Origin of the sequence: Brachybacterium sp. AOP29-B2-41 (assembly GCF_052378395.1) — a bacterium.
Lineage (GTDB): Bacteria > Actinomycetota > Actinomycetes > Actinomycetales > Dermabacteraceae > Brachybacterium.
The window spans coordinates 64,831-91,769 of record NZ_JBQSXR010000002.1; the positions used below are offsets into that span (position 1 = coordinate 64,831).

The window sequence follows — 26,939 nt, forward strand, 5'->3', positions numbered from 1 at the left end:
CATGACCACCACCGTCCCCACCTCGACCTTCGAGACGCCGCTGAAGTTCGCCTACTGGGTGCCGAACGTGTCCGGCGGCCTCGTCGTCTCCACCATCGAGCAGCGCACCGACTGGCAGCTGCCGTACAACACGAAGCTCGCCCAGGTCGCCGAGCAGTCCGGCTTCGAGTACGCGCTCACGCAGACCCGCTACGCCGCCAGCTACGGCGCGGACAAGCAGCACGAGGCCTCCGCCTTCTCCATGGCGCTGCTCGGCGCGACCGAGAAGCTCAAGGTCATCGCTGCCTTCCACCCCGGCATGTGGCACCCCGGCGTGCTCGCCAAGTGGCTGATCACGGCGGATCACCTCTCCGGCGGCCGCGCCGCGGTGAACATCGTCTCCGGCTGGCTCAAGGACGAGTTCGTGAAGTTCGGCCTGCCCTGGCTCGAGCACGACGAGCGCTACGTGCGCACCGAGGAGTTCATCTCCGCGCTGCGCGGGCTGCTCACCGAGAACGGGTACTCCCAGGACGGGAAGTACTACTCGATCGATGACTTCACCCTCTCCCCGAAGCCCGTCGACGTAGCCGGTCGCCCTCATCCGGAGATCTTCTTCGGCGGCAACTCGACCGCCGCGCAGGCCACCGCGGGCCGCGTCGCGGACTGGTACTTCTCCAACGGCCGCACCCTCGAGGGCTACGAGGACAACGTCGCCGGCGTCCTCGCCTCGGCCGCCGCCGCAGGCCGCACCCCGAAGTTCGGCCTGAACGGCTTCGTCATCGCCCGCGAGTCCCGGAAGGAGGCGGAGGAGACCCTGCGCGAGATCGTGGCCAAGGCCCACCGCCCCGCCGTCGAGGGCTTCCGCCAGTCCGTCCAGGAGGCCGGCGCCTCCACCAAGGACGGCAAGGGCATGTGGGCCGATTCCTCCTTCGAGGACCTCGTCCAGTACAACGACGGCTTCAAGACCCAGCTCATCGGCACCCCCGAGGAGATCGCCGACCGCATCATCGAGTACAAGAAGATCGGCGTGAACCTGCTGCTCACCTGCTATCTCCACTTCACCGAGGAGGTGGCGATGTTCGGCCGGGACGTGCTGCCGATCCTGCGCGAGAAGGAAGCGGACCTCGCGCGCGCCCGCGGCACCGAGCTGAACACCGACCTGCTGCCCGTCGTCCCCGGCGTCTCCGCCGAGGACGCCGCGAATGCCGCCTTCGACACCCTCCCGGCCGATCACCCGGCCAAGGCAGGAGCCGCTGCATGACCACCCAGGCCCAGACCACCCAGGCTGAGACCACCCAGGCCGGGCGGACCGCGCAGCCCCCGTCGGCCGCCGCCGCGCCGAGCCCCGAGCGCAGCTTCGGGTTCCGCACCCGCGCCCTCCATGCGGGCGGCACCCCCGACGCCCAGCACGGCGCCCGCGCAGTCCCGATCTACCAGACCACCTCGTTCGTCTTCGACGATGCGGCCGACGCCGCGAACCTCTTCGCGCTGCAGAAGTACGGCAACATCTACTCCCGCATCGGCAACCCCACCGTCGCCGCCTTCGAGGAGCGCATCGCCTCCCTCGAGGGCGGGATCGGCGCGGTCGCCACCGCTTCCGGGATGAGCGCGGAGTTCATCACCTTCGCGGCGCTGGTGGGCGTCGGCGACCACGTCGTCGCCTCGGCGCAGCTCTACGGCGGCACCGTCACCCAGCTCGACGTCACCCTGCGCCGCTTCGGCGTGGAGACCACCTTCGTGCCCTCCTCCGACCCTGAGGACTACCGCGCCGCGTTCCGGCCGGAGACGAAGGTGCTCTACGTCGAGATCATCGGCAACCCCTCCGGCGAGATCGCCGACCTCGAGGGGCTGGCAGACCTGGCGCACGAGCACGGGGTGCCGCTCGTGGTCGACGCGACCCTCGCCACCCCGTACCTGGTGCGACCGCTCGAGCACGGCGCGGACATCGTCATCCACTCGGCCACGAAGTTCCTCGGCGGGCACGGCACCACCCTCGGCGGTGTGGTCGTCGAGTCCGGTCGCTTCGACTGGGGCAACGGCAAGTTCCCGACCATGACCGAGCCGGTCGACTCCTACGGCGGGATCCGCTGGTGGGACAACTTCGGCGAGTACGGCTTCCTCACCAAGCTCCGCTCCGAGCAGCTGCGAGACATCGGGCCGTCCCTGCCCGCACAGTCCGCCTTCCAGCTGCTGCAGGGTGTGGAGACGCTCCCGCAGCGTATCGATGCCCATCTCGCCGGGGCGGAGGCCGTCGCGCGGTGGCTCGCGGAGGATCCCCGGGTCGCGTACGTGACGTGGGCAGGGCTCGAATCCCATCCGCATCACGCCCGGGCGAAGAAGTACCTTCCGCTGGGCCCAGGATCCGTCTTCGCCTTCGGCGTGCGGCCGACGGGGGACTTCGCCACCGACGAGGAGGAGGCCGCGGCGGGCCGTGCGACCGGCGAGCAGGTCATCGCGAACCTGCAGCTCGCCTCCCACCTGGCGAACATCGGTGATGCGCGCACGCTCGTCATCCACCCCGCCTCGACCACCCACCGCCAGCTCTCCCCGGAGCAGCTCGCGGCGGGCGGCGTGCGGGCGGACCTCATCCGGATCTCGGTGGGTCTCGAGGACATCGAGGACATCCTGTGGGACCTGGACCAGGCGATCACGACGGCGACGGGAGTGCAGCGATGACCGACATCAGCGTGCCGGGCGTGAGCGTGCCGGGCGTGAGTGTGCAGAGCGTGGTTGCGGAGGGGGCGGGCGCGGCCTGCGCCGTCCCGGCGGCTCCCACGGCCGACGGTGCGCCCGGGCGCACCTGGCAGGGCCCGTCGGCCCCGGACCGGCTCGCGATCCTGCGCCGCGCGAAGAGCATCGCGATCGTCGGCGCCTCGGCGAATGCGGCGCGGGCCAGCTACTTCGTGGCGACCTACCTGCTCTCGAGCTCCCCGTACGAGGTGTACTTCGTGAACCCCAGGGCCACCACGATCCTCGGCCATCCGGCCTACGACTCGCTCGCGGACCTGCCCGTGGTGCCGGACCTCGTGGACGTGTTCCGCAAGGACGCCGACCTGCCGGGCGTCGCGCAGGAGGCGGTCGACGTCGGCGCGAAGGCGCTGTGGCTGCAGCTCGCCTCCTGGAACGAGGAGGCCGCCGCGATCGCCGAGGCCGGCGGGCTCGACGTGGTGATGGATCGCTGCGTGAAGATCGAGCATGCCCGCTTCCATGGCGGCCTGCACCTCGCGGGCTTCAACACGGGCGAGGTCAGTTCTCGCAAGCAGCGACTCAGCGGACGCGGCTGAGCGTACGATCACGTCCCAGGCGCGGGTCGGAGTTCCTCCGGCCCGCGTTCTGCTGTGCAGGGACGGCTCTGGAACGACTCCGGAGCGGTTCGCGACCTGCTCCTGAGCAGTTCTCGACCTGCCCAGGACGGAGCTCTCACCCCTCGACGCGGATCCCCAGATGGCTCGCGAAGACCGGCGCGAGGGTCGTGACCTGCTGGGCGTCAAGGGTTGCGCCGGCCATCCCCTCGAGGTTGCCGATCGCCCCGATCTCGAGGCCGCGCAGGTCCACATCTTTCAGCGTGGCGTGGGCGAGGGCGAGGCTGCCGACGCGGCAGTTGACGAAGGCCACCCGGGTGGCGGTGGCCCCGGAGAGATCCAGCTCCTCGATCGTGCAGTCCTCGAAGAGCACATCCTCGAGGATGCTCGAGCGCAGATTGATCCAGTCGAACTTGCTCCCGGAGATCCGGGTCGAGCGGACCCCTGCGTCATAGATGTCCAGCGCACCGATCCGGGAACCGCTCAGTTCGACGTCCCGCCAGGTGGAACGGGTGGCGTCCAGCACCGGGGCGTTCAGCCGCTCGATCCGGGTCTCGACGAGCCGGGCGTGCTGCAGGACCGTGGTGTGGGCGGTGACGCCGACCAGCTCGCACTCGGTGAACGTCGCCCCGGAGAGATCGCAGCCGGTGAGGTCGATGCCCTCGAGCGAGAGGCCCTCGTGGTGCTCATGGGCCGCGAGGTCTCCGGCTGTGGCCTGTTCGAGGCCCGGGAGGATCAGCTGGCTCAGCACGGGCTTCTTAGTGGTGGTCGACCGGCGCACGGGGCTCCTCGGGAAGGCTCTGGTGGGGCTGGACGAGCCTACGGGGTCCGACAGACAGCCTTGGCGCACGGGCGGGCGGGGACGCTTCGGCAGGATTCGAACCTGCGACCGACTCCTTATGGGGGAGCTGCTCTACCGGGCTGAGCTACGAAGCGGGGTGCCGGCGAGTCCGACGAGAACCAGCCTGGGGGAGGCCGGAGGGGATGTCGAGCCTGCTGTCATAGGCCGACGCAGACCGTCGTGCGGCGTCGCCCGGGGTCACGGTCGCGCGGCGTCGCGGTATCGACGATTCCTCCACATCAGGGGTTTATCCACATTTATTGCGGAGGGCTTGTGAATGCGCCAATGCGCGGCGTCAGGGCATTAATAGATGGAAATCCTGGCTGGCGTTCGGTCGCGATGAATGGCCGCTCCACCTGCGGCGGGGCCGCTGAGATGGTGACCGTTCCTCAACATTGCGAGTTTTCCACATTTGCCCCAGACTCTTTCCTTAGGGGGTGCTATCGGGAATGATGTGGGTATGTCTTCTGTTGTGCAGGGCTTCGACGCATCGCCTGGTGACCCCCACCAGGCGCTCGTCGCCGCCGTGCACGTCGAAGGCTCGCCGAAGCTCGCCTCCGTCCTCGGAGACCAGGGTTTCGTTCTGAGGGAGCTGGCGTTGAGGCCGCAGGCGCTGTTCACTCCCGGCGACATGAAGGTTGCCGCCTTCTCGGAGGTCGTCGGCAGGATCCACGAGCTGCGCAGCGCCCTGGATGCGATCGAGGCGAGGGCCATCGTCGCCCTGGCCGACTCACTCACCCTGCAGAAGAAAGCCGAGGCGCGCGCACATGCCGCGCAGGAGGCTGACCAGCTCCCTCCCACGAAGAAGCTCCTTCGCGAAGCCTCCAGGGAGGCAGCACGAGAAGTGTCGATGAAGATCAGCAAGTCCCCGGCCTCCGCCGCTCACTCCCTGGCGTCCCAGCGTCGCCTGGTCGCGGATATGCCCGAGATGCTCGCGGCGCTCGCTACCGCCCAGGTGACCAGCACAGTCGCCCACGGGACCGCCCGCTCCTTCGCGCCCCTCTCCCCGTCCCAGCGCGCCGAGGCCGACCGCCTGCTCGGCCAGCGGCTGCCCGACCTCGACGGTGCCGGCTCAGAGAACTGGGACGACGCTACCGCCGCCGTGATCGCCCAGGCCGACCCTTTCGGCCAGAAGCGTCGTCACCAGCGGGCAATGCAGGAACGACGTGTCACCGTCCGTCGCGCCGAGCACGGGATGGCCACGGTCTCGGCCCGCGTCTCGGGCCTCGCCGGCGCGAAGATCCGCAAACGCCTCTCCCTCGAGGCCGAGCGGCTACGAGCCACCGGCGACCGACGTGGCCATCAGGCGATCCAGGCCGACTCCTTCGTCGACACCCTGCTCGGCCAGGAAGACGGCATGGAGCCGGTCACCCTCGACATCGGCATCATGATCGCCGAGCGGGCGCTCATCCACCCCACTGCCGGAGACCTCGCACAGATCGAGGGATACGGCACCGCCCCGGCCGAGGTTCTGCGCAAGGAGCTGCGCGGCCCACTGGGGGTCGCGCTCACCAGGGAGACGGAAGAGGAGATGGGCCCTGACGGGCCCGCGCTGCGCGCTGTGATGAGACGCCTGTACACCCACCCCCGCACCGGAGAGCTGGTCGCCGTCGAATCCCGTGCCCGCGCATTCCCGGCGGCGCTGGCGAAGTTCATCCTTTGGCGGGATCGGATCTGCCGCGGGCCCTACTGCAATGCTGCGATCCGGCAGAGCGATCACGTCCGTCCTCATGCCTCAGGAGGCGCGACCAGCCTCGAGAACGGGCAGGGACTCTGCGCCCTCTGCAATGACAAGGAACAGCACACTCGCAGCGTCCATCGAGTGGGCGACCCGGCGGCCGACGGCCACGCCGTGGAATGGGTCAGCCGCACCGGCACCCGCCGCGTGAGCAGGCCCCCGGCGCTCACCACGCCCGAGCCGCACCCCGGACGGAAACGATCTCAGGCCGTCGTGACACAACGCACCCAGCCCGCGCGGCCCGCCCAGCCCGCCCAGGCCGTCCGGCTCACCCGGCCCGCCCGACCCGCCCGACCCGCACGGCTCGCCCGGTCTGCTCAGCCCGCCGGTACAGCACGACCCACCCGGCCGATCGCGCGCGCGGCGCTGTCAGGGGACCGGAGGCGACCCGTCATGAGGAGCCGATGGAGGAAGCGACGGCCGCCCGCACCGCACTCACCCGGTAACTCCCCGTGATCGACACAGAATCGCCATGAACTGCAAGAACAGGCCTGCCAGACTTTCGGCATGACCTCTTCCTCACCCCTCGCCCCTCGTCTCATCGGCCTGATCGGTGCTGCAGCAGTGCTGGCCTATGCGGTCTTCGCGGCCCTTCAGATCCAGGTGCTGAACCCGCTCGCCACAGTGCCCGGCAGCACGCTGCGAGAGATCCATGCGGCCGTCGGGCAGACCGCCGACACGATGGGGTGGGGGCTGATGATCGTGGCCCTGCTGATCGGGCCGCTGATCGCCGTGACCGTGGCGATCCTCGGCGTGCGAGGTCGGCTCAGTGCCGCAACCATCCTGATGATCATGCTCGCCCTGCTCGCGCTCGGCTCGCCCGTCTACTTCGTGGCGTCATTCCCGGCCGGGATGACCCTCGCCGACACCTTCGGGGTCGGCGGCGCGGACCATGCCCCCTGGGCCAGCATCCTGCACGCCGTCAGCCTGCTCGCGGTGGTGGCACTCGCTCTCGTCGTGATCTCCCGAGCATCCCGGGCAGCGAAGGCGCCGACGACCCGAGCGGCCTGATGCGCAGGGTGCGGCATGGGGAGAACCCCCTCAGCGGATGGGCGGCGGAGGATCAGCCCCGTGCTGCGGCCGTGGCTGCCGCGGGCAGCACCGCCGCGATCCGGTCGAGGATCTCCGGGGTGTGGGCGGTGGAGACGAACCATGCCTCGAACGCCGAGGGCGGCAGGTAGATCCCGCCCTCCAGCATTGCGTGGAAGAAGCGGGTGAACGCGGCGGTGTCCTGCGCCTTCGCATCTTCGTAGGTGCGCACGGGCTCGCTCCGGAAGAACACCGAGAACAGGGTGCCCGCACTCTGGACGACATGGGGGACCCCGGCGGTGGTGAGGGCATCGGCCACCAGCTGCTGCAGGGTGCGTGAGGCGCTGCCGAGCGTCTCGTAGGCCGCCTCGTCCAGACCTGCGAGCGTCGCCAGGCCCGCGGCGGTCGCGAGCGGATTCCCGGACAGGGTGCCCGCCTGGTAGACGGGCCCCGCCGGGGCGAGCAGCCCCATCAGGTCCTTGCGGCCGCCGAAGGCACCCACCGGCAGGCCGCCGCCGATCACCTTGCCGAAGGTCATCAGGTCCGGTGCCCAACCGACGTCACTGCCGCCGGTCCCGCTGCCGACCCCGGGGCCGTCCACGCCGTAGTGACCCTCGGCGCTCGCACGGAATCCGGTGAGCACCTCGTCGCTGATCAGCAGCGCGCCGCTCGCGTGCGCGGTCTCGGAGAGGAAGCGGTTGAAGCCCACCCCGTCCTCCGTCGGCGGCGTCACCACTCCCATGTTGGCGGGAGCGGCCTCGGTGATGATCGCGGCGATCTCCTGGCCGCGCTCGGCGAACAGTGAGGTCACGGCCGCACGGTCGCCGTAGGGGAGCACCACGGTGTCGCGCGCGGTCGCGGCGGTGACGCCCGCCGAGCCCGGCATCGCGAAGGTGGCCACGCCGCTGCCGGCCTCGGCCAGCAGCGCGTCGACATGCCCGTGATAGCAGCCGGCGAACTTCACGACCACGTCGCGGCCGGTCGCGGCGCGGGCCACCCGCAGCGCGCTCATCGTCGCCTCGGTCCCCGAGTTGACCAGGCGCAGCTGCTCGATCGGGCGGATGCGGCGCACGACCTCCTCGGCGAGGGTCACCTCGCCCGGCTGCGGGGCGCCGAAGGACAGCCCGCGGCCCGCGGCCTCGCGCACCGCCTCGACGACACGGTCGTCCGCGTGGCCGAGGATCATCGGGCCCCACGAGCCGACGAGATCCACGTACTCATTGCCGTCGGCGTCATGGAGCAGAGCGCCCTTGGCGTCGGTGAGGAACGGCGGGGTGCCGCCCACCGAGCCGAAGGCGCGCACGGGCGAGTTCACGCCGGAGGGGATCACCTGCTGGGCGCGGGTGAAGAGGTCGGCAGAGGCGGTGGTGCGGGTCATCGGGGCATCTCCTGATCAGAGGGCGGAGTGGTGGGTGACGAGGGAGGGGCGGAGGCTCAGAGAAATTCGCGCAGGTCAGAGGAATTCGCGCAGGTGGGCGGGCAGGCCCTCGCGGAACCAGCCGGCGACCTCGCTCGCGTAGTAGGTCAGCACGGTCGAGGCGCCCGCGCGGCGGAAGGCCAGCAGCGACTCCAGGATCATGCGGTCGCGGTCCACCCAGCCGTTCGCCGAGGCCGCCTCGATCATCGCGTACTCGCCGGAGACCTGATAGGCGCCGACGGGCACCGGCGAGGCCTCGGCGACATCCCGGAGCACGTCGAGATAGGGCAGGCCGGGCTTGACCATCACCATGTCCGCTCCCTCGGCGACGTCGAGCGCGAGCTCCCGCAGAGCCTCCCGGCCGTTCGCCGGATCCTGCTGGTAGGTGCGGCGGTCGCCCTGCAGGGAGGAGTCGACCGCCTCGCGGAACGGGCCGTAGAACGCCGAGGCGTACTTCGCGGTGTACGCGTAGACCGCGGTGTCCAGATGGCCGGCGCCATCCAGCGCATCGCGCACCGCGGCGATCTGGCCGTCCATCATCCCGGAGGGCCCCAGCAGGTGCGCGCCGGCCTCGGCCTGGGCGAGGGCCATCTCACGGTAGCGCGCCAGGGTGGCGTCGTTGTCGACGCGTCCCGCGGCGTCCAGCACCCCGCAGTGGCCGTGGTCGGTGAACTCGTCCAGGCACAGGTCGGCCATGATCACGGTCGCATCACCGAGCTCGGAGCGCAGGCGCGAGAGCGCCCGGTTGAGGATGCCGTCCGGGTCGGTCGCGCCGGAGCCGATGGCGTCCTTGAGCTCGGGCACCCCGAACAGCATCACGCCGCCCACCCCGCGCTCCACCGCCTCGTTCGCAGCGCGGACCAGGGAGTCCATCGTGTGCTGGACGACGCCGGGCATCGAGCTCACGGGGCGGTTCTCGCTCGCACCCTCGCGCACGAACATCGGCAGCACCAGATCGGCGGGCCGGAGGGTCTGCTCACGCACCAGGGAGCGCATCGCGGCGCTGCTGCGCAGACGACGGGGCCGATCGATCGGGCCGGGGAAGGATGAAGAGGTCATCGGGGCTCCTTAGGAAGAGCGGGAGAGGAATCAGCGGTCGACGGGTCTATGGCCGACGGGCCAGGAACTGACGAGCCTGCGGCGAGCACCTGCTGCACCGCGTCGGCGAGGGAATCATCCGTCGGCTGCTCCGCCTGCCGGGCGAGCGGCAGCCCCGCGGCGCGCACCGCGGCGGAGGTGGGGTCGCCGATCGAGATGATCGGGGTCGAGGGATGCACGCCCAGCGCGGCGGCGTGGCGGGCGATCATCGGGCTGGTCAGCACGATCGCACCGTAGCGCCCGGTCGCCAGAGCAACGGCGACCGGGGCGGGGGGCTCGAGCCGCTGCGGACGGTAGGCGGTCACCTGGTGGACCCGGTAGCCCTTCGCCCGCAGTCCTTCGGGGACGGTCGGGGAGGCGGCGGCAGAGGCGGGAAAGAGCACCGTGGCCCCCGCCGGCGCAGACGGCATCTCCGCGACCAGGGCCGCACCGGAGCCACCGGCGACCATCGTGGCCGTGATCCTGAAGGCGTCCAGCGTCGCCGCGGTGCCGGCGCCGACGGCGATCACCTCGGTGCCCGGCGGCACCACCACCGCGCCGAGCGCCTCGGCGGCGGTGCGGGAGGTGATCACCAGATGGGAGTAGGCGCCGCCGGTGAGCCGCTCCCGGGCCACGGCGAGCTCCTCGTCCGTGGCGTGCTCGAGCCGGATCAGCGGCTGATGCTCGGCCTGGATCCCGCGCTCCCGCAGCCGGGCCAGCAGCGTCGCTCCGCGCCCGGCCGGTCGGGCGACCAGCACGGGACGGGGAGCGTCGAGCGGGGACATCAGGCCTTGGCCTCCGCGAGGATCTCCCCGGCACCGCGATCGAGGAGATCGCTCGCGAGCTCGGCCCCGAGCTCTGCCGGCACCGAGCCGGCACCGGAGAGCTGATCCACCGCGAGGTCCAGCGCCACCCGGGCCTCGCCCTCGACGACATGGCTGCCGTCGGGACGGATCGCGAGCCCGCGCAGCCGCAGCACGTGGCTGCGGGGCTGACCTCCGCTGTGCTCGCCGTCGCTGGGCGCTCCGCTGCCGTGCACGCCGCCGCCGTCGCTCTCGTCGCGGTCGGCGAGCTCGAGCTCGGCGTAGGCCGCGACGGGAGCGGAGCAGCCCGCCTCGAGCGTGCGCAGCAGCGCCCGCTCGGCGGTGACCGCTGCGCGGGTGGCGGGGTCGTCGACCGCGGCCAGCCGGTCGGCGAACCAGGGAGCGGTCGCGAGCGCGGCGGTGGTCGCCTCGACGGCGAGCGCGCCCTGGGCGGGGGCTGGCAGCATCACGTCGACCGGCAGCAGCTCGCTGATCGCGGCGTCGCGGCCCACTCGGCGCAGCCCGGAGGCGGCGAGCACCACTGCGTCGAGGTCTGCGTCCTCCCCGAGCGCCCGGGCCAGTCGGGTCTCGACGTTGCCGCGGATCCCGAGCACCTCCAGATCCGGCCGGGCCCGCAGCAGCTGGGCGGCGCGGCGCGGGGAGCCCGTGCCGACCTTCGAGCCCGCCGGCAGCTCGGCGAGGGTGAGCCCGTCGCGGGCGCAGAGCGCATCGCGCGGATCCTCCCGGGCCGGGTAGCAGGCCAGGGTGATCTCCTCCAGCGGTGCGGTGGGAAGGTCCTTGCAGGAGTGGACCACCACGTCGACCTTCTCATCCAGCAGCGCCTGACGGACGGCGGTGACGAACACGCCGGTACCGCCGATCTGCGCGAGCGGGCTGATGCGGTCACGGTCTCCGCGGGTGCTCACGTGCACCAGCTCGACGGCGTGGTCGGTGCCCGCCACCAGCGCCTCGCCCACCTGCCCCGACTGGGTCAGCGCGAGGTCCGAGGCACGGGTCCCGATCCGGAGGCCGGAGCCGACGAAGGATGCGGGCCCGGCAGCCCCGTCATTCCCCGCGGCTCCGGCTGATCGGGGGCCGGGCGTCACGAGCCCGCTCCTGCTGTGGCCGCCTCTGCTCGCGCGCGCTCCACATCCCGCTCCGAGTCCACGGCACTGGTCGTCGGGCGGCACAGACGGCCGACGCAGCAGTTCACCCCGCAGACGTCCGGCGTGCCCCCGAAGTCGGTGACGATGCGGCGCGGGAACTGCGCGTCCAGTCGCTCCTGGACCAGATCGGCCAGCGCGGCGATGAATCGGGGATCCTCGCCGGAGGTCGCGACGCGGCGGAAGTCGAGCCCCTTCTCCTCGGCGGTCTCCTTCGCCTCGGTGTCCAGGTCCCAGACCACCTCGACATGGTCGGTGACGAAGCCGATCGGGACCACGATCACTGCGTCGGCCGCATCATCGGCCGCAAGCTGCTCGATCACGTCGTTGACGTCGGGCTCGAGCCAGGGGATGTGGGGCGCCCCGGAGCGGGACTGGTACACCAGCTGCCACTGCGGGAGCTCGGGGACGTCGTCGTGCAGCTGCTCCATCACCCAGCGGCAGGCGGCGAGATGCTGTTCGACGTACCAGCCGCCGGAGCCCTCGACCCGGGTCTCCTCAGGGCCGGAGGCCTCGGCCATCGAGTTCGGCACGGAGTGGGTGGAGAACAGCACCGCGATCCGATCGGCGTCGTGACCGGCCGCGGTGAGGCTCGCCAGGGCGCTGGCCACCCCGTCGACCACAGGTTCGAGGAACCCCGGATGGTTGAAGTAGACGCGCACCTTGTCGATGCTCACCTCTCCGGCCAGACCGGTCTCCTCGAGCACCATGCCGAAGTCCTCGCGGTACTGCCGACACGAGGAGTAGGACGAGTAGGCACTGGTCACCAGGCCCAGGGCGTGGCGGTGGCCGTCCTCATGCAGGGCACGGACCGCCTCGGCGTTGTAGGGCGCCCAGTTGCGATTGCCGAAGTAGATCGGCAGGTCGATCCCGCGGCCGGCGAGCTCCTGTTCGAGGGCGAGGATGATCGTCTCGTTCTGCGCGGTGATCGGGCTGCGGCCACCGAGGGCACGGTAATGGCCGGCGACCTCCTCGAGGCGTTCATCGGGGATCCCACGTCCCCGGGTGACGTTGCGCAGAAACGGGATCACGTCGTCCTGACCGTCGGGGCCGCCGAACGAGGAGAACAGGATCGCGTCGAAGGGCTTCTGCTCGCCGCGCCGGGCATGGGTGGCGGAGTCGGGCGCCGCAGGGCGCGGGCGGGCCATCGACGGGCTGGACGTCGAGGGGCTGGGCATCGGCGGGGTGGAGTCGGTCATGGTGAGTCCTCGATGGTGGGGTGGGTCAGGCGAGCAGCGCGGCGACGTCCTCGAGGGAGTCGAGGCGTCGGCCGGTGTGGAAGGGCAGCTCGTCGCGCACGTGCAGACGGGCGTCGGAGTAGCGCAGGTGGCGCATCATGTCGACCAGGTCGTGGAGGTCATCCGCCTCGAAGGAGAGCAGCCACTCGTAGTCGCCGAGCGCGAAGGCGGCGACGGTATTGGCGTTGACCTGCGGGTAGTCGCGACCCAGCAGCCCGTGCTCGCGCAGCATGCGGTTGCGCTCGTCGTCTGCCAGCAGGTACCAGTCGTAGCTGCGCACGAAGGGGTAGACGGTGATCCACTGCTTGCGCTCGAAGCCCGGGACCATGAACGAGGGTGCATGCCCCTTGGCGAACTCGGCCATGCGGTGCACGCCCACGCCTGCCCACTCGCGGTGCAGCCAGGTCCCGGCGAGGGAACGCTCGAACTCGCGCAGCGCGGTCTGCAGATCGGCCGGGTCATCCGCGGCCAGCCACAGCATCAGGTCCGCCTCGGCGCGGAAGCCCGAGACGTCGTAGAAGCCGAGGATCTCCACGCCGCCCTCGGAGGCGGACTCGATGAGCTGGGTGACCTCCTCCAGGGACGACCGGATCTGCGCGGTGGTCAGCTCGCCGTCCTCGGTCAGGCCCGAGAGCCGACGGAACACGGTGTAGCTGGTGTATCGGGTGGTCTGCGCGATGTCCTCGACGGACTGCGCTTCCTGAGCGGGGGTGTCGGTCATGAGGGGTTTCCTTCCGAGGGGGTGGTGTCTTCTGCGAGCGACTGTTCGGCGCGGACGATCGCGTCGATGCCGGTGCCGGCTCTCCAGGAGCCGACCAGTTCGAGGGAGGGCTGCTCGCTGAGCAGCCCGGAGAGGGCGTCGAGGGCGGCGCGGTGGCCGGCCTGGGGCTGCCGCATGGCACGCTCCCAGTCGATCACCTCGGAGGCCAGGAGCTGCGTGCCGGACAGCGGGGCCCCCAGGATGCGGGATGCATCGGCCAGGGCGAGGCCGACGATCTCGCCCCGAGCAGGCAGCTGCTCGCCGGGGCGGCCGTAGGACAGGCGCAGCAGATGCGGGCTCCCGGCGGCGGGCAGGGCGTCGTGCAGCGCCTGCTGCACGTGCTCCCATTTGGCGCTCGCATGGGTCAGCGCTTTCGCGCGGATCCCGTCGGTGCCCGGGGCGACCAGCGCGCCGGTGCCCGAGGGGAAGGCGTTCAGCGCCGGGGAGTCCACCACCAGGGCCACCAGGCGCACAGGGGCCGACGGGGCCTGCGGGATCGCCTCTGCGATCCCCGGTGTCGCCTCCCGCAGCAGTTCCCGGGCTGTGTCCGGTGGGCAGGCGAGGACCAGGCGGTCCGCGGTGAGCTCCTCCTGGCGAGAGGTGCGGACCGTCCAGCCGGTCTCGTCCCGGCCGAGATCGACGACCTCGACCCCGGTGCGCAGGATGCCGCCCTCGGCGAGGAACTGCGCCTGCAGCGTCTGGGGCAGGAGCGCCATGGTGGGGGACAGGGCGTGCACGCGGGTGCCGGCGCTCGCGGCGGTCCGGGCGCCGGCGCTGCGTCCTCGGGTCCGTCGCACCGCAGCGGTGAGGGAGCCGTGCTCGGCCAGGCCGCGGCTCAGCGCGGGGGAGGCGGCGGCGAACTCGAGGGTCGTGGGATCCGCGGAATGCACTCCGCCGACCACCGGGGCGACCAGTCGCTCGAGCACCTTCCGGCCGAGCCGCCTGCCCACCACCTCGGCGACGGTCGCCCCGGGACGGGCGCCGACGCGGGCAGGGAGGAACCGCTCGAGGCTCGCGCGCAGCGCCCCGGCGGTGCCGAGCACCGCCCGGGCATCGGCCGCGAGGGGCCGGCCGGGGATCCCCAGCAGGCTGCCGCCGGGGGCGCGGTGCACGCCTGCGGAGGAGACCACCCGGCTGCCCAGACCCTCACGCGGGGCGACGACCTGTTCCGCCAGCCCCAGCTCGGTGACCAGCGCATCGACAGCTCCGGCACCGGTCGAGTAGGCCTCGGCGCCGATGTTCACCGCCAGCCCCCCGGCGCCCGGCAGCGCGGCCTGCGCGATCGCGCCGCCGATGCTCCCGGTCGCCTCGAGCAGCACCACCCGGTGCCCTGCGCGCAGGTGGCGTTGAGCGGCGAGCAGGCCGGCCAGGCCGCCGCCGACGACGAGGGTGCGGGTGGTCATGCCGTGGCGGGATCCTGCGAGTGGACGTCCTGCGCGAGGGCGTCCTGCTCGTGGAGGAAGCTCACCAGATCGGTGAGGACCTGCGGGTCGGTGTCCGGAGGGACGCCGTGACCGAGGTTCACCACGTGACCGCTCGCACCGGCGCCGGCCGCGAGCACTCCGCGAGCCTCCGCGAAACGGGCCTGCTCGGAGGTGAACAGCACGGCCGGGTCGATGTTGCCCTGGAGCGGGGTGCCCGCCGGCAGCATCTCGAGAGCCTGGTCCAGCCGCAGCCGGTGGTCCACGCCCATCACGGTCGCGCCGGCCGCATGCATCTGGGGCATGAGGTGCGAGGCGCCGACACCGAAGTGGATGCGCGGCACCGGCAGGTCGGTGACGTGGGCGAGAGCTGCCGCAGAATGCGACTGCACATGGGTGAGGTACTGCTCGGAGCTCAGCGCGCCGACCCACGAGTCGAACAGCTGCACCGCGGAGGCGCCGGCCAGCACCTGGGCGCGCAGGAAGCGGCCCGAGAGCTCCGCGACCCAGGCCGCCAGGCGCGCCCAGACCTCGGGCTGGGAGCGCATCAGCGCCCGGGTGCGCAGGTGGTCGCGGCTGGGGCCGCCCTCGACCATGTAGCTGGCCACGGTGAAGGGAGCGCCGGCGAAGCCGATCAGGGGAGTGGTGCCGAGCTCCGCGACGGTCAGACGCACAGCCTCGCGGATCGGTTCGAGCGCCGCGTCGTAGTCGTCGCCGAGCACGGGCAGGGCGTCGACGTCGGCCTCGGTGCGGATCGGGTGCTCGAAGACGGGGCCCACGCCGGGCTTGATCTCGACGCCGAGCCCCGCCTGGCGGGCGGGCACCACGATGTCGGAGAAGAAGATCCCAGCATCCACCTGATGGCGGCGCACGGGCTGCACGGTGATCTCCGCAGCCATCTCCGGGCGCACGCACGAGTCGAGCATCGTGGTGCCCTCGCGCAGCGAGCGGTACTCCGGCAGCGAACGGCCGGCCTGTCGCATGAACCACACGCTGGGGGTGGCGCTCCTCACGCCCCGCAGCTCGCCGAGCAGTGAGGCGTCGGCCACCCCGCCCTCCGCAGCGGAGCGCTGCAGGGGGTGCTCCGCGGGCAGGGCCGAGGGGGTCCCGGGAGGGGTCGTGGAGGCGATCGCGGGGGCGGTGGCGAGGCCGGGGCCTGGGGCGTTCCCGGTATCTGACAGGTGTCGCGATCGATCTGACGCGCTGTCGCCAAAAAGGTGCTCTGACGTAGGGTTCTTGTTCATGGCGACACCATTGTGCACAGGTTCGATGACGGAGTTCCCAGGGATCGGAACATCGCCCCGAAGATGCCTAGACTGGCGATCATGCTCGCTGCCCTCCGCGCTTCCCACGAGCACCTCGACCTCGGGGTGCTCGATGCCCTGACCCGTGGCGCGGACGCCCTCCCGGCCGTGATCCAGGAGCTCCAGCGCGAGCGCGCCGCCGTCACCGGCGAGCCCCCGGTGGTCGCGGGCGAAGTGGTGGTCAGCACCTGCAACCGGCTCGAGGTCTACCTCGACACCGACCGCTTCCACGAGGGCGTGGACCTGGTCCTCGACGCGGTGGCCCGCACCAGCGGGATGGACCGCGAGGTGGTCTCCCTCTGCTTCGACGCGGCGATGGACACCCCCGTCCCCCAGCACCTCTACGAGGTCACCTCCGGGCTGCGCTCCCTGGTGCTCGGCGAAGCGGAGATCGGCGGACAGGTGCGGCAGTCCTACGAAGCTGCCCGCCGCGAAGGCCGTACCACCTCGATGCTCCATGACCTCTTCCAGCACGGCTTCCGCTGTGCGAAGGCCGTGGCCACCGAGGCGCCGGTGGGTGCCGCGGGCCGCAGCGGCGCAGCGGTCGCGGTGGATCGGGCCGACGTCGAGCTGGGCGGCTTCACCGGCCGCAGCGTGCTGATCGTCGGCACCGGCGCCTACGCCCGGCTGGGGCTCGCCGAGCTGGCGCGCCGCGGGGTGCAGGACGTGCGCGTGTTCTCCCCCTCGGGACGTGCTGCCGGCTTCGCCGAACGGCACGGCGTCGAGACCGTGGACGAGACGCAGCTCGAGCGCGCGATCCGCGAGGCCGATCTGGTGCTGGCCTGCTCCGGCCGCGGCACCTCCCTGTTCCCCGAGCTGTTCCTGAATGCCGGGCGCACCGTCGTGCTCGACCTCGCCCTCCACTCCGACCTGCACCCGCTGGTGGGCCACCTCAAGGGGGTCACGGTGCTCGGGCTCGCAGATCTCCGGCTCGACACCGATGCGCAGACCGACCCGGCGCTGCTCACCGCCCGCACCATCGTCGCCGAGAACGTCGAGGCCTTCCGCACCCAGCAGGAGGTGCGCCGGATCGATCCCGCGATGGCCGCGCTGCGACGCGAGGTGTTCGATGCGGCCGACGGGGAGATCGACCGGCTGCGCCGGGACGTCTCCGGCGAGACTGCGGACCAGCTCGAGCGGTCCGTGCGCCGGATCCTCTCCAAGGTCATGCACCAGCCCGCCGAACGTGCCCGCCACCTCGCGGAGACCGGCTACGCAGATGCCTACGTCGAGGCCTTCCACACCATCTTCGGGATCGACATCTCCGCCGGTCAGGACCACGCAGCGACTGTCGGTGGGACCGCTGACGGGGCCGTCGGCGGGTCCGCTGCCGCAGCCACCGGTGCGACCACCGGCGCGAGCACGGTCCTGGGCGAGCCCGCCCCCGCCGGCTGGATGCGCGCAGATCGGACGGTGCCGCCGCGCACCGCAGCACTCGAGAACGCCGCAGAGCCGATCCCGGCCATCGCCGTGAGCAGCCTCTCCGCCTCCGACATCGCCCGGGTGGCGCTGCGCGGCGGGCAGTGCCCCGCGGGATACGGCCCGGAGAGCTCGGAGGAGGTCAGCGGCGAGGGCTGATCGCTGCGGTGCCGTGAAGGCTGCGGGTCAGTGATCGCAGTGGGTGTGTGAGCGCCCTCGAACGACTGGTCACCGTCGGCGCCGGAACATCCGACGCCAGCCACGGGGCGAGGACACGGCACCGGACTCCTCTGCGGACTCCTCTGCGGGTTCCTCTGTGGGTACGTCCACGGGGGCCGCTGCGGGCGCCTGCTCAGGCGCGTCGAGCCTCTCCTCCGGCTCGAGTCGCAGGCCGTCCTCGTCGACCCAGACATCGGTCCAGCCGATGTCGGACTCATCGCGAGGGCTGTACTCGCGGCGCGGACCCAGCACCTCTCGCACGTCCTCGAGATCGATCTCCGCAGGGGCTCGGACCTCCTCGCCGCGATGAGGCACCGGACAGGTCCAGAAGTACGGGCACCCCGGGCAGCCGGCGGTCTCCTCATCGGGGGCCGCCTCGCGCTGCATCTGGACGCCGTCCATCTGCTGCAGCATGCGCAGGCGCGACTCGAACGGATTGATCTCCATGGCCTGCTCAGCGTACTGCGCCGCACGACGGCGGTGCCGCGGGACCGGGCCGTCCCGGCGTAGAATCGAGGGTCAGGCGCCACTCCCACCGCGACGTTCCCAGGAGACCCCGATGAGCACCCCGCAGCAGCGCGTCCACGACGCCACCCGCAGCCTGCTCGATCTGCTCGAGCACGGGGAGTCCCTCACCCCGGAGGCGATCGAACTGCGCGCCGAACTCGCCGAGGCCACGGCCGAGGCCGGCCATCTCGATGATGCGTACTACCAGGTCGAGGAGCTGCTCAAGGACGCCCAGCGCCACCACGGTCCCGACCATGAGGCCGTCACCCGATCACGGGCCGCGGTCGAGGCGGTCCGTGCGATCGGGATGAAGGCGCAGGCTCCGACGGACTGAGCCCGCGGGCTGCGGCACGCCTGGCGCGAGCCGCAGCGGGGGCCGCCCAGCGAGGCAGGGCCTGCGTGTGCGGCCCAGCGAGGCAGGGCCTGCGAGGGCGGCTGAGCGAGTGCGGCTCAGCGAGGGCGGCTCAGCGCGAGGCGCCCTGCTTCACCAGTCGAAGCCGTTCTCGCGCAGGCGGGCGTCGACCTCGCCCTGCATGGACTCCGCATAGGTGCCGGTGAGGTGGTCGTCGTCGATCGAGACCACCACGTTGCCGATCACCGGGGTGCAGATCCCCTCGGGGCAGACCAGGTCGTTGACCTCGAGCGGGGTCACGGAGCCAGGCAGGTCGGAGAGCAGCTGCGCATCGGGGCGCTCCTGCAGGAGCGGCTCGGCGAGCGGCGGGGCGCAGTCCGGATCCTCGAACCCCTTCTCCTGGGTGCAGAGAGGCGGGTCGAAGGGCATCCGCGGCAGGTCCCGCACCGCGATCACGCGAGTCCCGGTGGCGGCGAGGTCGGGGAGCGTGCGCTCCATGCCCGGCATCACCGTCTCGGTGCCGTCACGGTCCATGAAGGTGGTGTTCAGGGCGACCGCGTCCGGCGTCACCCGGTCCAGATAGGACTTCACCTCAGCGCTGAAGCCGTCGCAGGCCTCGATCCCGAGCTCCGCGTCCGGAGTGTACGCACAACCGCCCTTCCACAGGGCGACCAGCGTCCATCCCTCCTTCTTCGCGAGGGCGATGAGCGAGGCGCTGAACTGCTCGAGACGGGAATTGCCCACGCTGACGAAGACCGGGGCGCCCTCCTTCCCGGGGACGATCCGGCACAGCTTCGTCAGGCGGGTGGTCTCGATGCCCTGCGGGGCGAGCTCCTCGGTGCAGCGCTCCTCCCCAGCAACCCAGTCCTTGCCGAGCAGCGCCGCGGTGGGCAGCGCCTCGGCGTCGGGATCCGCATCGGGGTGGACGGTGAACTCGGGATCCAGCACCCGGGCGCCTGGGTTGTCCGCCACCGCGCGAGCCTCGGCCTCGCGCTGCTGTCCCAGCAGGTGCTGCTGGGCTGCGAGCATCGGGGCGAGGCCCACCGCCAGGCAGGTGAGTGCGACCAGCCCCGAGCGCCAGGCCTTCGCCGCAGCCCAGGGCCAGCGCCGGATCGGAGTGTCGACCACGCGGGTGAGCAGCCAGGCCAGCACCAGGGAGACGAGGATCAGCAGCACGCCCTCGAGCAGCCCCGCCCGCTCCTTCCCCGTGCGGGCCAGGAACAGGGCCAGCAGCGGCCAGTGCACCAGGTACAGGCCGTAGGAGATGTCGCCGAGCACCACCGCCGGCCGGGTAGACAGCACCGCATCCACGCTCAGCCGGTGCCCGGTGGTCCCGGAGCAGAGCACGAGCGCCGCGGCGGCCAGCGGCCAGGCGGCGATCCACCCGGGGAACGCGCCCTGCACGTCGATCAGCAGACCGCAGGAGACCAGCGCGACGATGCCCACCCAGCCCATCACCACCCGCGGCAGCACCGGGGCGGGTGTGGGCAGTCGATGCCGGGAGGCGTGCGCCGTGCGCCGCTCTCGCGCCCGTTGCTCCCACCACGGCAGCCCCAGCCCCAGCAGGGAACCGGCTGCGAACTCCCACAGCCGGGTGAAGGTGTCGAAGTAGGCGACCTGCTGCTGGGTCTGGGTGGAGTACACCGACCAGGCGAAGGACACCAGCAGGACCAGCGAGAAGACCACCGTCAGCACCCCGCGGGCGGACAGCCCCCGCCAGCGTGCGATCAGCACCGCGAACGCGATCAGCACCGGCCAGACCAGGAAGACCTGACCCTGGATGGACAGCGACCAGAAGTGCTGGAAGGCGGAGGCACCGGAGTCCTCGGCGGCGTAGTAGTCGACCCCGCGCTGGATCAGCACCCAGTTCTCCACATGCATCAGGGAGCCGATCGCATCGGTGATGCCCGGCATCCAGCGATCCGGGGGCAGCAGCAGGTACACGCCGCCGAGGGTCGCGAGCGCCACCACCGCCGTCGGCGGCAGGAGTCGCTTGAAGGTGCGACCCCAGTAGGCGGCCGGTCTCATCGGCTCCCCGCGATCCACCTTCCGCACGAAGGTGCCCACCAGGAGGAAGGACGAGATGAACAGGAAGACGTCCACCCCACCGGATACCCGGTCGAAGAAGACGTGATAGAGCACCACCAAGCCGATCGCCAGCCCGCGCAGCCCGTGCAGCTCGGGCCGGAACCGACCGGCATGGGTCCCGGCGGCGGGCACGGAGCCGGTGCCGGGCACTGAGCCGGCATCAGGCACGGAGCGGTGCCGGGCGCAGGGGTGTGCACAGGTGCGGTCGAGGACATCGGGGGGCGGGACCGTCAGCCGCGCAGGAAGGCGGCGCAGGCCTGCTGCAGCAGCAGCGGATCGGCGGTCGCGCACATCTCCCGTGCGGAGTGCATGGACAGCAGTGTGATGCCCACATCGATGGTGGTCATCCCGAGCCTGGTCGCGGTGATCGGTCCGATGGTCGAGCCGCACGGCATCGCGTTGTTCGAGACGAAATGCTGATGGGGCACCCCAGCACGCTCGCAGGCCGCAACGAAAGCTGCGATTCCGACCGCATCGGTCGCATACCGCTGCTGGGCGTTGATCTTGAGCATCGGCCCCTCGCCCAGTCGCGGCCGGGTCACCGGGTCATGACGCTCGGGGTAGTTCGGGTGGGCGGCGTGTCCGGCATCGGCCGAGAGGACCATCGAGGACGCCAGCACCTGGCGGCGGCTCGACTCGTCCCCGCCGAGCGCGGCGTGCACGCGCACCAGCACGTCCTCGAGGAAGGGACCGGCGGCGCCGGAGCGCGTGGCGGAGCCCACCTCCTCGTGGTCGTTGGCCACCAGCAGCGCGATCGGTGCCGGACCGGTCGCGGTCTCCGCACGGTCACCCCTGGCGACGGCGATCAGGGCCTCCACCTCGGCGTGCACCGAGCTGAGGTTGTCCAGCCGGCCCGAGGCGAGGAACTCCTCCTCGGCGCCGAACAGCGCCGGCGCCTGCGCGTCGACCGTGACCACGTCCATGCCCACGATGTCCCGGCGGGCCACGCCCGCATGGTGGGCGAGGATCTCCATCACGTCGGTCGGCGCGAAGCCGATGATCGGCTGCATATGACGCTGCGGGTCCAGCTGCAGGCCGTCCTTGTTCACCGCCCGGTCCAGGTGCACCGCGAGCTGCGGGACGCGCAGCAGGCGCGGGGTGTCCACCAGCACGGTGCTGCCGTCGGCCAGCGCGAGCCGACCGGCCATCCGCAGCTCACGGTCCAGCCACGAGTTCAGCAGCGGGCCGCCGTAGATCTCGACGCCCACCTGAGCGAGGGTCTCGGCACCGAGCTGCGGGTTCGGCTTGAGCTTCAGCGCGGGGGAGTCCGTGTGGGAGCCGACGATCCGGAAGGGGCTGGCGACCTCCGCACCCTCAGGGGCGGACCAGGCGATGAGCGAGCCGTCGCGCAGCACATAGCGGTCCCCGGCGACGTCCGCCGCATCCCAGGCGCGGGTCTCCACCAGCTCGGTGAAGCCGGTGGCCTCGAGGCGGCGGGCGGCCTCCCGTGCGGCGTGGAAGCTCGACGGGGCAGCGGTCACGAAGGCCCCGAGATCGAGGGCGGTGGCGCGGGCACGGGGCGAGGGAGCGGCGGCGGAGAAGGGAGTCACCCGTTCATTGAACCATCGGTGCCGCGGCAGGGGAGCAGGCGCAGCAGTTTCGCATCGCCCACCTGGAGCACCACCTCGGCGGCGCCGGTCTCGGAGATCTCGTTGAGGCCGGTGTAGGTGGCGGTGCGGTTGTGGATCTCCTGGGGGCCGAAGTCCAGCGCGTACTCGACGTTCAGGTCCTCCGCCGCGTCGCACACCTCCGGGATGGTCTGTGCATCGTCGAGCTCTGCGTTGAGCAGGTGCACCTCGGGCTCCGCCTGGAAGCCCATATAGATGTTGAGCACCTGCCGGTCCGAGATCGCGTAGGCGAGCGAGCTGCCGTTCCAGGCGTTGGTCGCGATCACGGCGTCCTCGGGGACCACCTCGGGCAGGAGCTCGAGCAGCTCTCGCTCGTCGTCGGTGAGCAGCACGCCGCTCCTCCAGTCCATCTCGAAGTAGTCCTCGTTGACCCGGGAGCCGGGGGAGAGGATGCCGAGCGCCAGCACGAGCAGCGCGGCGACGGCGACGGCGACGTGACCGGTCGGCCCGGCGAATCGCGGCAGGTGCTGCCCGGCCCAGCGCTGGAGGGACTCGATGCCCAGAGCGAGCACCGGGATCGCGGCGACCGCGATGATCGCTGTGACGCGGTTGTTGTCCGTGTACCAGTTCCCGAAGAGGAGGTAGCGGAGGTCGCCCACCGGGGTGCTGCGGGTGAGCACGGACATCGCCGTGGCGACCAGCCAGGGCGCCAGCAACCAGCGGGAGCGGGACAGCAGCAGCACTGCGACCGCGCAGCCCAGCATCACCAGGCCCAGCGGGAGGAAGGTGGGGGTGGCGTTGGGAGCCAGCGAGATCGCCTGTCCGAGCGCTTCCTGCAGCGAGGCGTTCGGCTTCCAGACCGCCGAGTCCCTCGAGGGCCGGAACTGGATCCACACCGCGGCGGAGCTGGCGAGCGCCACGACCGTGAGTGTCGCGAGCGGCCAGAGTCGATGGCCTGCAGGCAGGCGCGGGGAGAAGCGTTCGCGCGCTCGCGCGAGGGTCCCCCAGACCAGGATCGGCAGGCCCAGGACCATGCCGACGAAGACCCCCTGCGGGTGGGCGAGCGCGACGGCGCCGCAGACCACGGGCAGCAGCACCGTGAGTTGGAGGCCGGTCAGACGCTGTCCGCTGCGCGGGACGAGGCCCGCGAGGTGGCTGACCAGGATCACCACCAGCGGCATCATCGACATGGAGAGGAAGTAGGGCAGCACGATGCCCCAATACATGAGAGTCAGCGGGAAGGCACCAGTGACGCCGGCGAGGATGCCCGCGGCCATCCAGCCGACGGGTCCCGCGGTGGTGCAGGTGCGCATCAGGGTCACGAGCCCCACCGGCCACAGCACCACGGCGAGCAGCAGCATCACCACATTGGAGGCGAGGATGATGTCCTGACCGGAGACCTGCGTGACGAGGCTGACCACCTGGTGCCAGATCGCCGGGTAGTACTTCTCGTTCCCGGGCAGCGTGGTCATCCCGCCGACGACCCAGGCGGAGCCATCCCCGGCGCGCAGGATGTGGCGTACGGCGTTGAGGTGGAAGACGTTGTCGTAGGTCTGGCTGAGGGAATGTATCCCACCCATCATCGGGAGCACACGCGCCAGCAGGATGCCGCCTCCGATCACCAGACCGGCGAGGACCGCGGCCGTGCTCCCGCGCCGAGTCGCCAGGAAGCCGCCCGCGGGGAGCGGGGGCGACCCGTCCTCTGCGGGGATGGTCGTCTGCTCCGAGGCCGCAGCGCGGGCCTGACGGCGTCCCAGCGGCCACAGCGCACCGCCCACCAGCAGCCCGAGCACGAGCGGGGAGAGGACCATCCAGGGGATCCCGAGCACATGCCCGGCCTCCGCGGCGACGGTGACCATCAGCAGCGAGACCGGGATCGCTGCGGCGACCGCGGTCAGCGGCCGCAGGCGCAGCGCCAGCACCGTCGGCAGACCGGGAGCGCCGAGCACCAGCAGCGCCGCTCCCAGAGTCGCGAGGATCTTCAGGACGTCCACCGGGGTGCACCTGCTTCCTTCTCGAGCGGGTACGAGCGCCCCGGGGTCGGGCACATGCTAGTCCGCGCACCTGCCGTCGACGTCCGGGACGGCCCACGACGGCCCACGACGGTCCGTTGCCGGTCCCGATCTGGCTCGCGCCCGGCTCAGACCGCTGCGGCCTCGAGTTCACGTGTCACGGCGGGAGCAAGCGTCTGTTCGACGAAGAGCCTGGTCAGATGGTTGTCATCCATGTACACGAAGGTGTCTCCGAGCACCGGCGCGCAGCGGCCGTCAGGGCAGATCAGCGGTGAGAGATCGAGCAGGGTCACGGACGCGTCCGGGCCGCTGAGCGCTGCGAGCGGAGCGGCAGGGCTCTCCGGAGCGAGCTTGTCCTCGACATCGGCGCCGCAGGCGGCATCGGCATCGGCCGGGGTGTCGCCGCGATCGATCACCGCCTCCGCGCACTGGTACTGATCCTGCTCCCAGCGCGGGGTGTCGCGGACGGCGATCACCTCGATGCCGCGGTCCAGGATCATCTGGAGCGCCCCGTCGGTGCCCTCGGGGAGGGATTCGGACGGGGCATCGGGGGCGGCCTCGGTAACCGTGGTCATGACCGTCTCGGGGTTCACCGCATCGAGGTACTCCAGCACGTACTCGTCGTAGCCCTCGCAGTAGGTCCACCGCTCGGTCCCGGCGAGATAGGAGCAGCCGTCCATCGTCAGGTTCACGACCTGGGCACCGCGGGCCTGGGCGAGGGGCAGCACGGCGGGGATGAACTGGCGGGAGTGCGAGCTGCCCACCACCACGATGGTCTCCGTCGCCTCCGCATCCCCCGGCAGCAGCTGCTGGCAGTTCACATGGCGGAAACCGCGCTCGGGCGCCCAGGGACCGCCGCAGCGCTCCGGCAGGTCGGGCCACTGATTCCCGAGCTGCCAGCCGTAGGGCTGCACATCCGGCGGGGCCACGGTGGCGACCTCGTCGGTCGCGAGGCTCGGCCCCTCGGCCACCGGCGTCTGGGGCTGGTCGCGGTGCAGGAACATCCACCAACCGCCGGCCGCGCCGGCGACCAGCGCGAAGCTCAGGGCGATCGCGGTCAGCGCCCGCCAGGGCTTCGCCTCGAGCCAGCGGGAACGACGCACCGGTGCGTCCACCGCCCGGGTCACCAGCCAGGCCAGCAGCATGGAGCCGGTCAGCACCACCAGGCCGTCCAGGAGCCCGGCGCGCTCCTGCCCGCTGTGGTGCAGCCAGATCACCAGGATGGGCCAGTGCACGAGGTACAGCGCGTAGGAGATGTCGCCGATGAAGGCGGCAGGACGAGTGGACAGCACCGCATCCACTCCCCAGCGGCGGCCTGAATGTCCGGCGACGACCACCGCGCCCGCGGCGGCCAGCGGCCAGATCGCGATCCAGCCCGGGAAGATCGTCGAGACGTCCAGCAGCACACCGCAGGCCAGCAGTCCCGCGACGCCCAGCCAGCCGGTCAGTGCGCGCAGGGTCCGATGGCGAGGTGCCAGGCCGTCCTCCGGCCGCCGCGCCCCGGTGAGCCGGTCCAGCACCGGCAGGGCGAGGGCCAGCAGGGATCCTGCGGCGAACTCCCACAGCCGGGCCGCGGTGTCGAAGTAGGCGATCTGCTGCTGACTCTGGGTGGAGATGATGGACCAGGTCAGGGAGGCGGCCCCGATCAGCGCGATGATCGCGATCAGGGGGCGGCGCACCGGCTTTCCGGCTCGAGCACGCCGCGCCACCAGCAAAAACAGCAGCGGCCAGACTACGAAGGCCTGCCCCTGCACGCTGAGGGACCAGAAGTGCTGCAGCGGAGAGGCGGCGCCGGCGTCGCGGGCGTGGTAATCGACCTGCAGCAGCACCAGCAGGAGGTTCTGCACGTACGCCGCCGAGGCCACCGCCTCCTGCATGATCGTCTGCCACATCGAGGCGGGCAGGAAGGCGGCCGTCCCCGCGAGGACCAGCAGTATCGTCACTGCCGAGGGCGGCAGCAGCCGTTTGAAGGTGTGCAGCCAGTAGCGGGGCACGCCGAGCGGGCGGCCGTTCTCCAGCCGGCGCAAGAAGGTGCCGGTGAGGAAGAAGGCCGAGAGGAACAGGAAGACGTCCACTCCGCCCGAGACCCGGCCGAGCCAGATGTGGTAGACCGCGACCAGCCCGAGCGCCACCGCACGCAGGCCGTGCAGCTCGCGCCGGAAGGCGGGCCGGGAGTCGGAGGGAGCAGAGGGAGCGGTGGGCGAGGGCTCCGTGCCGGCTTCTGCGGCAGGGCCGACGGGGGAGGGCTGCGGGATGCGGGAGCGGCTCGCCTCGCCGCGCGGCCGCCAGGTCCCGGAGACGGAGTCGCTCGTGGACCAGGCGTCCTCCGCCTCCCGTTCGGCGTGCAGCTCGGCCGGGCCCTGCAGCCAGTCCCCGAGGGACGAGGTCGCCGAAGGCAGCGGACCCGCGATCCAGGCCGAAAGGTCCGAACGGGGGAGGGATGCGGCGTGTTCCGGTGCAGGAGGTGGCGCTGGTGCGCTGTCCGGCTCGATGCTCGGATCCTGCGTCCAGGCCTCGAGGGGCGCCGCGGCCGGCTCGTCCTCGAGATGGGCGGGCTGCTCCCAGGCGCTGGCTGCATCACGCTGCCGTGCCTGCTCATCGGCGTCGTGCGCAGGTGTGCCGCGCCCACCATGCCGAGGGTGCGGCGGATCGTTGGGCGAGCTGATCGCGATCCCCTTCCGCACGGCCGGTGGCCACCACTG

At 71.6% G+C, this 26,939-nt stretch carries 21 protein-coding genes and 1 tRNA gene; 7 read left to right on the forward strand and 15 right to left on the reverse strand.

Annotated features, from left to right (window positions below; genetic code table 11):
• Position 1 precedes the first annotated feature (1 nt).
• The 3 genes from sfnG to ACT3T9_RS02525 are packed head-to-tail and all read left to right on the forward strand — an operon-like array spanning position 2 to position 3,263.
• A complete protein-coding gene (gene sfnG, locus ACT3T9_RS02515; protein WP_441443639.1) occupies positions 2-1,240 on the forward strand; it encodes a dimethylsulfone monooxygenase SfnG in 1,239 nt (412 codons plus the stop codon).
• Positions 1,237-2,655, forward strand: a complete 1,419-nt coding sequence (locus ACT3T9_RS02520) for an O-acetylhomoserine aminocarboxypropyltransferase/cysteine synthase family protein (protein WP_444605895.1) — start codon at positions 1,237-1,239, stop codon at positions 2,653-2,655. Before sfnG ends, ACT3T9_RS02520 begins: the two co-directional genes overlap by 4 nt.
• A complete protein-coding gene (locus ACT3T9_RS02525) occupies positions 2,652-3,263 on the forward strand; it encodes a CoA-binding protein (RefSeq protein WP_444605896.1) in 612 nt (203 codons plus the stop codon). The genes ACT3T9_RS02520 and ACT3T9_RS02525 overlap by 4 nt, the downstream gene beginning before the upstream one ends.
• Positions 3,264-3,399: 136 nt before the next feature.
• On the opposite strand, the gene ACT3T9_RS02530 is transcribed toward ACT3T9_RS02525, so the two are convergent.
• Both ACT3T9_RS02530 and ACT3T9_RS02535 read right to left on the reverse strand, forming a co-directional pair.
• Positions 3,400-4,062: a pentapeptide repeat-containing protein gene (locus ACT3T9_RS02530; protein WP_444605897.1), complete on the reverse strand. Its 663-nt coding sequence runs from the start codon at positions 4,060-4,062 to the stop codon at positions 3,400-3,402.
• An 81-nt stretch (positions 4,063-4,143) separates the two neighbouring features.
• A tRNA-Met gene (locus tag ACT3T9_RS02535) sits at positions 4,144-4,217 on the reverse strand.
• Between the two features lie 365 nt (positions 4,218-4,582).
• Here ACT3T9_RS02535 and ACT3T9_RS02540 point away from each other — a divergent pair.
• Both ACT3T9_RS02540 and ACT3T9_RS02545 read left to right on the forward strand, forming a co-directional pair.
• A complete protein-coding gene (locus ACT3T9_RS02540; RefSeq protein ID WP_444605898.1) occupies positions 4,583-6,316 on the forward strand; it encodes an HNH endonuclease in 1,734 nt (577 codons plus the stop codon).
• A 51-nt stretch (positions 6,317-6,367) separates the two neighbouring features.
• On the forward strand, positions 6,368-6,871 hold the full coding sequence (locus ACT3T9_RS02545; RefSeq protein WP_444605899.1) for a hypothetical protein: 504 nt from the start codon (positions 6,368-6,370) through the stop codon (positions 6,869-6,871).
• Positions 6,872-6,923: 52 nt separating this feature from the next.
• Here ACT3T9_RS02545 and hemL read toward each other — a convergent pair whose 3' ends face one another.
• From hemL to hemE, 8 genes are all read right to left on the reverse strand, one after another.
• On the reverse strand, positions 6,924-8,267 hold the full coding sequence (hemL, locus tag ACT3T9_RS02550) for a glutamate-1-semialdehyde 2,1-aminomutase (protein WP_444605900.1): 1,344 nt from the start codon (positions 8,265-8,267) through the stop codon (positions 6,924-6,926).
• Positions 8,268-8,342: 75 nt separating this feature from the next.
• Positions 8,343-9,365, reverse strand: a complete 1,023-nt coding sequence (gene hemB, locus ACT3T9_RS02555; protein WP_441443647.1) for a porphobilinogen synthase — start codon at positions 9,363-9,365, stop codon at positions 8,343-8,345.
• Positions 9,362-10,168, reverse strand: a complete 807-nt coding sequence (locus ACT3T9_RS02560; protein ID WP_441443648.1) for a uroporphyrinogen-III synthase — start codon at positions 10,166-10,168, stop codon at positions 9,362-9,364. The genes hemB and ACT3T9_RS02560 overlap by 4 nt, the downstream gene beginning before the upstream one ends.
• Positions 10,168-11,292, reverse strand: coding sequence for a hydroxymethylbilane synthase (gene hemC / locus ACT3T9_RS02565; RefSeq protein ID WP_442332034.1), 1,125 nt, complete (start codon positions 11,290-11,292; stop codon positions 10,168-10,170). Before hemC ends, ACT3T9_RS02560 begins: the two co-directional genes overlap by 1 nt.
• Positions 11,289-12,548, reverse strand: a complete 1,260-nt coding sequence (locus tag ACT3T9_RS02570; RefSeq protein ID WP_441443650.1) for a ferrochelatase — start codon at positions 12,546-12,548, stop codon at positions 11,289-11,291. Before ACT3T9_RS02570 ends, hemC begins: the two co-directional genes overlap by 4 nt.
• A 25-nt stretch (positions 12,549-12,573) precedes the next feature.
• Positions 12,574-13,308, reverse strand: a complete 735-nt coding sequence (gene hemQ / locus ACT3T9_RS02575; RefSeq protein WP_444605901.1) for a hydrogen peroxide-dependent heme synthase — start codon at positions 13,306-13,308, stop codon at positions 12,574-12,576.
• Positions 13,305-14,750, reverse strand: coding sequence for a protoporphyrinogen oxidase (hemG, locus tag ACT3T9_RS02580; RefSeq protein ID WP_442332035.1), 1,446 nt, complete (start codon positions 14,748-14,750; stop codon positions 13,305-13,307). Before hemG ends, hemQ begins: the two co-directional genes overlap by 4 nt.
• Positions 14,747-15,817 (reverse strand): uroporphyrinogen decarboxylase, encoded by a 1,071-nt coding sequence (gene hemE / locus ACT3T9_RS02585; protein ID WP_442332036.1) that lies wholly within the window; start codon positions 15,815-15,817, stop codon positions 14,747-14,749. The genes hemG and hemE overlap by 4 nt, the downstream gene beginning before the upstream one ends.
• Before the next feature lie 276 nt (positions 15,818-16,093).
• On the opposite strand from hemE, the gene ACT3T9_RS02590 reads away from it, so the two are divergent.
• Positions 16,094-17,650: a glutamyl-tRNA reductase gene (locus ACT3T9_RS02590; RefSeq protein ID WP_444605902.1), complete on the forward strand. Its 1,557-nt coding sequence runs from the start codon at positions 16,094-16,096 to the stop codon at positions 17,648-17,650.
• A 69-nt stretch (positions 17,651-17,719) separates the two neighbouring features.
• On the opposite strand, the gene ACT3T9_RS02595 is transcribed toward ACT3T9_RS02590, so the two are convergent.
• A complete protein-coding gene (locus tag ACT3T9_RS02595; protein ID WP_444605903.1) occupies positions 17,720-18,157 on the reverse strand; it encodes a hypothetical protein in 438 nt (145 codons plus the stop codon).
• A 112-nt stretch (positions 18,158-18,269) separates the two neighbouring features.
• On the opposite strand from ACT3T9_RS02595, the gene ACT3T9_RS02600 reads away from it, so the two are divergent.
• Positions 18,270-18,551 carry a hypothetical protein gene (locus ACT3T9_RS02600; protein ID WP_442332804.1) on the forward strand — a complete coding sequence of 94 codons (282 nt, stop codon included), beginning with the start codon at positions 18,270-18,272 and terminating at the stop codon, positions 18,549-18,551.
• 150 nt (positions 18,552-18,701) lie between these two features.
• Here the strand turns inward: ACT3T9_RS02600 and ACT3T9_RS02605 are convergent, their stop codons facing one another.
• The 4 genes from ACT3T9_RS02605 to ACT3T9_RS02620 form a co-directional block, all read right to left on the reverse strand.
• On the reverse strand, positions 18,702-20,825 hold the full coding sequence (locus ACT3T9_RS02605) for an acyltransferase family protein (RefSeq protein WP_444605904.1): 2,124 nt from the start codon (positions 20,823-20,825) through the stop codon (positions 18,702-18,704).
• Between the two features lie 62 nt (positions 20,826-20,887).
• Positions 20,888-22,207 (reverse strand): M18 family aminopeptidase, encoded by a 1,320-nt coding sequence (locus ACT3T9_RS02610; RefSeq protein ID WP_442332802.1) that lies wholly within the window; start codon positions 22,205-22,207, stop codon positions 20,888-20,890.
• Complete coding sequence (locus tag ACT3T9_RS02615) at positions 22,204-24,219, reverse strand: DUF6541 family protein (protein ID WP_442332801.1); 2,016 nt, start codon at positions 24,217-24,219, stop codon at positions 22,204-22,206. The genes ACT3T9_RS02610 and ACT3T9_RS02615 overlap by 4 nt, the downstream gene beginning before the upstream one ends.
• 146 nt (positions 24,220-24,365) lie before the next feature.
• Entirely contained in the window at positions 24,366-26,921 is a 2,556-nt protein-coding gene (locus ACT3T9_RS02620) for an acyltransferase family protein (protein WP_444605905.1), read from the reverse strand.
• Between the last annotated feature and the right edge of the window lie 18 nt (positions 26,922-26,939).